3 protein-coding genes are annotated in these 7,188 nt (G+C 70.7%); all 3 read right to left on the bottom strand.

Features of this window, described 5'->3' with window-relative positions; genetic code table 11:
• The coding region (locus ACXJKL_RS10390) for a multicopper oxidase domain-containing protein (RefSeq protein ID WP_457206984.1) at positions 1-641 on the bottom strand (641 nt) is incomplete at its 3' end.
• Positions 642-646: 5 nt separating this feature from the next.
• Positions 647-1,963, bottom strand: a complete 1,317-nt coding sequence (locus tag ACXJKL_RS10395; RefSeq protein WP_457206985.1) for a multicopper oxidase domain-containing protein — start codon at positions 1,961-1,963, stop codon at positions 647-649.
• Between the two features lie 118 nt (positions 1,964-2,081).
• On the bottom strand, positions 2,082-7,160 hold the full coding sequence (locus ACXJKL_RS10400) for an IPT/TIG domain-containing protein (RefSeq protein ID WP_457206986.1): 5,079 nt from the start codon (positions 7,158-7,160) through the stop codon (positions 2,082-2,084).
• Positions 7,161-7,188: the final 28 nt, after the last annotated feature.

The following is a 7,188-nucleotide window of genomic DNA, read 5'->3' on the forward strand; positions in this document are numbered from 1 at the left end:
GCCGTGAACTTGCTGTCGTCGCGGTCGTAGGCGTGGTCGGCCCCCATCTGCGGGCGCACGATGAGCGCGCCGAAGAGGCCCATCCGGACCTGCTTCTCCGGGTTGGTGCCGGACTCGTAGAGGAACGTCCCCGGGTGGTCGGCCTTGAAGCTGTAGGTGATGGTGCCGCCGGCGGCGGCGCTGTCGGTCAGCGACGTCACCCGACCCTGTCCGTCCACCTCGGGTGCCGCCGCCACGCCGTCGGCGAGCACGCCGACCTGCCCGGGGAAGGCCACCGAGACGGGCTCGGCGAAGGTGTTGTGCAGGATCACCGTCACCGTGTCGCCCTCGTTCACGCAGAGCACCGGGCCGGGGTGCTGGAAGTCGTCGAAGCCCGCGGAGTAGCCCCACATGAAGGCCGTGTTGCCGTCGGGGAGGCTGATGTATCCGGTCTTCGTGGTCAGGTCGTAGATCGGGTGCGTGGGGTCGCCCCCGACCCCCGGGGTGCAAACGATCCCGACGTCCGGCGGTGCCGGCGGCGGCGCCGAGCTGGCGTCGGGCGAGACGGCTCCCGCGGTGACGAGGCACAGGAGGCTGGCCGAGGCGGCCGCCGCGAGCGCGGATCGCCGGCGGGGGGTCCTGAGGGTGCGTGCTCTCCACATGGCGGTCAGACCCCCCAGTCGTTGGGATACTGCTGTTGACCCACCACGCCTGGTGGATGGACACGGATCTCGGTGGCCTGGCCGCCGAACCCGCCGGGAGCCAGGTTGTTCGAGCCCTGGTAGTTGCGGTTGAAGAGCATGTAGGTGTCGTAGCCGGCGCCGCTCGAGCCCTGCCCGCCGCTGAAGGCGGGAGCGGTGAAGAGGGCGTCGTAGCTCTCCCCCGGGCCGATGTTGAGCGTGTCGGTCTCGTACGACGTGTCCGTCCCGTCGCGGCCGCGCATCGGGGTGGCGTCGCGCCCCACCACGCGCATGCGGAGACCGCTGAGCGACATGGCCTGCTCGCGGAAGCCGAGGTTGGCGAAGCGCAGGGCCACCCGGTCCCCCTGGTTGCAGCGGACCAGCGACGAGTGCGGCTGGTACTGCAGCTCGGGGTGCCCGGCCGGCGCGATCAGGTCGCCGCTGGCGTCCCGGACCGGGTGGAACGGGTCGATCGAGCCGTTCGGGGCGATGGTGTCGGGATAGACCCGGCCGTTCAGCAGGCAGAAGTCGGCGCGGTAGTCGCTCCACTCCGGCAGCTGGATGTGCGCGTCGGCCCAGTGCGCCTCGGCCCAGACCTCCGAGAGGAACATCGCGAACTCCCGGTCGTAGCCGGTCGAGCCGTCACCGTCGTTGTACATGAAGCGGGTGAAGCCGCCGTGGCTCTGCCCGTCCTGCAGCGGCCGCACGAACACCAGCCCCGTCATGCCCATCTGCACGTGCTCCACGTCCTCGACGTGGCAGTGGTACATGTACGTGCCCGGGTCGCGCGGTCGGTAGACGTAGGTGAACGAGCGCCCGGCGGGCACGGACACCGAGCCGCTGGGCTCACCGTCGAAGAACGGGATCACGTTGCGGAACCCGTGCCAGTGCAGGGTGTGCGCGTCGAAGAGGTCCGGTCGGAGGGCCAGGCCGAGGTTGGTCAGCTCGACCCGGAAGTCCTTGGGGTGGGCCGGGTCGTACTGGTCCACCCAGAAGAGCGGCGCCGAGTGCTGGGCCTTGTTCTTCTGGGCCGCCCGCTGGGTGTCGGTCAGTCCCGTCACGTTGCGGAACCCGAAGATGTACGTCGTGAAGGGGGCCGGCGCGAGCACGTCGGGGTGGAACGGCGCGATGTTGGAGGCCGGCGACACCGGGAGCGACATCCACCCGTCGGTGCCACCCAGGTAGAGGTCCGGCGGACCCGGCACGCCGTCGGCGTCCTCGGGGGTGAGCCACCCGCCGGCCCAGGCGATGCCGGCCAGCGCCGCCGTGCCCCCCACGACCCGGAAGAGTCCGCGGCGACCCATGCTCGGGTCCGGCAGAGCGACGGCCCGGCTGCGGCTCCCGCCGCGTGACGCGTCGTCCGATGGGGCGTTCCGTGGGTTCATCGAGGTCACCTGGTCCGTTCGCACGTGGGGGTCTGGGTTACGGGAGGTCGAAGGCATCGACGTCGAGGCCGTCGGCGGTGCCGAGCCCGTGGTTGGTCCCGTCGAAGTAGACGGACCACGTGCCGGCGTTGTCGCGGACGACGTCCTCGTCCTGCACCGTCCCCGCGCCCGGCAGGGCGGTGGCGGCGTTGGCGAAGGACAGGTGGACGCGGGTGGCGTCCTGCCAGACCAGTCCGTCGACGTTGGCGTACGACGGCAGGCCGTGGGCGGAGGCGTCGTACACCCTCGCGAGCGAGGTGCCGTTCCACCGGTAGATGTCGGCGTCGTCCGCGGTGCCGCCCACCCCGGGCGGGTTCACGATCCCGCGGGTGGAGAAGTACAGGTTCCCGCCCACGATGCTGATCGCGTCGAGGTCGTGACCGGCTCCGGTCAGGCCGCGTGCCGTGCCGTTGAAGTACACCGACCACGTCACGCCGTTGTAGTAGGCCACGTCCTCGTCCTGGACCGTCCCCACTCCCGGGAGCACGGTGTCGGCGGCGAAGGACACGTAGAAGTGCGTGTCGTCGACGCGGTCCAGGCCGTCGATGTTGGCGCCGGCCGGCAGGCCCGCCGCGCTGGCGTCGAACCTCCGGGTGTGGGTGGTGCCGTCCCAGCGGTAGAGGTCGGCGTCGTCGGCGGTCCCACCCGCGCCGGGCGGGAGGAGGTTGCCGGTGGTGGAGTAGTACAGCGGGTCGTTGACGGGCGGCGGCGGAGGCGGCGGGGGCGGCGGCGTGGCACTGCCGGCTCCGGAGATGGCGTCCACGTCCTGGTTCCCCGAGGTCAGGCCGGCGTCCGTGCCCTCGAAGGACACCGACCAGGTGCTGGCGTCGAACGAGACGACGTCCTCGTCCTGCACCCCACCGGCCGGGAGCCCGGGCACGTTGGTGGTGGTGTTGCTGAAGGTCATCCGGAAGTGGGTGGCGTCGACGTACACCAGGCCGTCCACGGCCGGGTTGGTGGCCGACGTGGCCAGACCGATGTTGGGCAGTCCGTACGGCGCACTGGTCGCGTCCACCACCCGGGTGTAGGTGTTGCCGGCGCCGCCCGAGTTCCAGCGGTAGACGTCCGCGTTGTCCCCGGAGGTGGCGGATCCCGCTCCCGGGGGGACCTGGGTGTCGGCGGTGGTGAAGTAGAGCGTGGAGCCGACGACACTGGTGGTGCCGATGTTGAACCCGCCGGGCAGGCCGTGTGCCGTGCCGTCGAACCAGGTGGTCCAGCTGGTGCCGTTGAAGTAGACGACGTCCTCGTCCGGCACGGTGCCGAGACCCGGGACAGCGGTGGCGCCGGCGAAGGACATGTAGAAGTGGGTGGCGTCGACCCGGGTGAAGCCGTCGACGTCGTGGGCCGCGAACGGTGACAGGTTGTAGGGAGCGCCGGTGATGTCGATCGACCGGCTGAAGGTCGTGCCGCTCCGCCGGTAGATGTCACCGCTGTCCGCGGTTCCGGTGACCCCCGGAGGGTTGCCGCCCCCGGTCGAGAAGTAGAGGTCGGCAGCCGGCGGCGGCACCACCACGGAGGACCCGAGCTCGTCGGCGCCCGCGTCGTAGCCGCCGAGAGCCGGACGGGCCTCGTCGTCGTAGTCGGTCGTCGGGGCGGGCGCCGTCCCCTTGGACGCGGCACCGAGGTTGCAGGCCGGGGACGGCGTCGGTGCCGAGCAGGTGGCCAGGTGGTAGTCACCCAGCTGCCCGGCCGGCGCCTCGACCGCGGTGAGCGTGGCGTCCACGAACGACGGGTTCTGGCGCCACGAGGCGAAGGAGACCGACAGGTCGTACGGCGCCACGATGTTCGGGTCGGYCGCGCTGTTGGTGGGGCTCGTGGTGTAGGCGTGCTCGCCGGCGGCCTGCTGGACCACCGAGTTGGTCGGCGACAGCTGGAAGGGGCTGTCGAAGAGCCCGAGGTCCCAGTGGTCGATCGGGGTCGCGTCCCCCGCGAGCCCCAGTCCGGTGACCGTCGTGCCAGCCCGGGCGCCGGCACGGTTGTCCCAGAAGATGTTGTTGAAGAGCACCGGGTCGCTGAAGGTCGCGGAGCCCCCCGGCAGGGTGGCCTGCAGCTGGTCGCTGTTGAGGGAGGTGGCGAGCCCGGCGGGAGCCGGCTGGCCGTTGGAGGTGACGGCCGTGGCGGTGGTGAGGTTCTTCATCACCGTGTTGTTCACGACCCGCACGTTCGGTGCGTCGTTGAGGGCGAGGCCGCCGCCCTCGTGGGTGGACACGTTGTTGGCGATCACGTTGTTGGCCACGCGCATCGGGTCGGCGCCGGCCATCAGGAACCGGATGCCGCCACCGTCGTCGTTGGAGAGGTTGGCCTGGATCTGGTTCGCGTGGATGTCGACGGCTCCGGTGCCCTCCGACAGGTTGTCGGGGTTGGCCGGGAGCGCGCCCGCGATCATCACGCCGCCGCCCTCGTCGTTGGCGTAGTTGAACGTGATCCGGTTGTGGTGGATCTTCCCGTCGGGGCTGCGGCCGTAGACGCTGACCCCGGCGCCGTACTCGAGGCTGAAGTTGCCGCAGATGTCGTTGTCGGCGATCTCGTAGCCGTCGGCCCCGGCGAAGACCCCGACGGCGCCCGCGAGGTTGCTGCCGGCGTTGGACACGATCCGGTTGTGGGCGACGCGCAGGTTCTCGTTGTGCTGGTCGGTGTCGGGCGCGACGAGGTCGGGCGTCCCGACGCGGATCGTGCCGTAGCTGCCGCCGTTGCCGTCCACGAGGTTGTTCGTGATCTGCAGGTTGCGGGCGTAGGCGTTGGCGAAGATCGCGCCGCCCTGGGTCTGGATGTTGGCCGGCAGCCCGGTGGGCTGGCCGGTGACCTCGCTGATGTTGCCCGGGAAGCCCTGCTGGTTGCCGCCCCTGATCTCGAAGCCGTCGATCCCGGCCGGGAAGGCACTGGTGAACTGGCGTGCCCGGCCCGCGGCGGTCGTCGCGTTCTGCGAGGCGATGACGTAGACGCCCGCACCGTCGTTGGGGGCCTGGTTCCCGTCCCAGGTCAGGGTGTCGAGCAGGGAGTACCAGTCGGTGGCCAGCTGGGTGTCGCCGCCGAAGGCACTCGCGTCGAGGATCGTGCCGCCCACGTAGTCCGGCCCCTGGAACCCGCCGGGCCCGACGCCCTGGAGCTTGACCGGCGAGGCCATGATCAGGTTCTCGTAGTAGGCGCCGCGCGGGTTCCCCTGCGTGGCGGTGTTCGGGTAGACGACCACCAGGTCATCGGCGTTGCTCGCCAGCGCCGCGTTCAGTGCGGACTGGATCGTGGCGTACTGGCGGCCGGGTCCGACCGCTCGGACCGTCGGTGAGTAGCCGGTCCCCAGCACGTGGAAGGTGAGGCCGTTGGCCGTGGACAGGCCGTTGGCTGCGGTGATGGCGAGCTGGTGGGCGCCGACCGTCGAGCCGGCCGGGACACTCATCGTGATCTGGGTGTTGCTCCAGCCGGTCGTCGGCACCGCGACCCCGTCCAGGGTCACCGCACCGGTCCCCTTCGTGGCTCCGAACCCGGTCCCCTGGATGGTCACCGAGGTTGCGGCCGTCGCGTTCGCGTACGGCTGGCTGACCGCGAAGAGCTGGGGTCTGGTCGCCTCGACCGGACAGGTCGCCGGCACCATCCCGGTGCCCGGCCGCGAGATCATCACCCCCACCTGGGTGGGCGCGAGGTCGGTGGGGATGGTGACCCCGGGCATCGCCTCGAACTCGGTGCCGATCGTGCGGAACAGCGGGTTGTAGTTCTGGTTCACGTGCCCCGGTGTGCCGGGGTCGTTGCCGACGAAGCGGTACATCCCCGCGCACACGCCCGACGGCGTGGGGCAGCTGATGTGGTTGGTGGAGGGCAGCAGGACGTCGTAGAAGCCGTTGTAGTCGGTCTCGGTGGTGGTGACGAGCCGGTTGCTGAAGTCGTAGATGCCGACGGGCATGAACGGCGCCGGGGCCTTCTCGCCGTACGACGTCTGCTTGGGGTTGCTGGAGAAGCTGACGTCATCGATCATCAGGCCGCGCAGCCGGCTGGGCAGCGGCACGTCGGTGAACAGGTTGAACATCGGCACCACGGACTTGCCGTTGTTGAGGGTGACCAGCTTCTGGTCGCAGAGCGGCTTGGCCCGGCCCTCGTACGGCGAGCCGCCGATGTCGAGGAAGGTCGCGTTGTCCACCGGGGTGGAGGCGGGCACGGTGACGCCGAGCGGCACCTGGTTGCCGTCGCCGGCCACCGGTCCGTAGCCGTCCGTGCCGTCACCGAGCAGGTCAACCGTGTGCAGCGAGCCGGCGCACGCCGGGGGCGGCACCTGGGGGACGACCTGGTTGCCGTTGGCGATGTTGATGTCCTCCTCGCCGGTCACCTGGTACTTGCGGTGACCCGTGACCTCGTCCGTGGGGATCTCCAGGCTCACCAGGTAGTCGCCCGCGGGCAGCGGGGTGAAGTCCCCGCTGCACACGGGGGCCGCGGGGTCGAAGCCGGGCGCGCTGTCGTCGATGGTGCCGTTGAAGCAGCCGTCACCGAATCCGAAGTTGCCGTTGACCGACGCCCCGAAGTTGGCGGCCGCCGTCCCCTGGTCGCTCGAGTAGGTGCCGAACTGGACGCTCTGGGAGAAGGCTGGGATGCAGATGCCGTCGGCCTCCTGGTCCAGGGCCAGGTGGTCCTCGTCGACCCCGTGCACGAGCGGGACGCCGTCGAGGTCGCGGGCCGTGCAGCCCGTCGGACGCTCCCAGTTCTCCGACAGGTAGGTGTTGAGCAGCTGCCCGTGGGCGTAGGCACCGCCGTCCGCGTCGAGCTCGTAGTCGCCGTTGGCGTCGCACGGCACACCGGCGTGCGTGCCGCAGACCACGGGCGCGTAGAGCTTGACCGGGACGTCCGGGACGCCCGGCTGCCAGTCCTCCGCGGCGGCGTACTGCGGATCGAGCTCGTTGCGCGTCGTGTCGTAGCTCAGGGAGCCGACGATCCCGCCGTTGCGCGGGTCGACGCCGTTGCCGCCGGTCGGGTCGTAGGCGTGCACGCCCCAGTCGAAGGTGCCACCGAGGCCGATGATGTTGAGGGTGCTGACGTCGACCCCGGCACCCTTGATCGTCGTGGGGTTCGGCTGGTTGTCGGCCTGGTAGGTCACGCCGGTGGTGTGGAAGGAGTCGTTGTAG

This window comes from Nocardioides sp. P5_C9_2 (assembly GCF_054049555.1).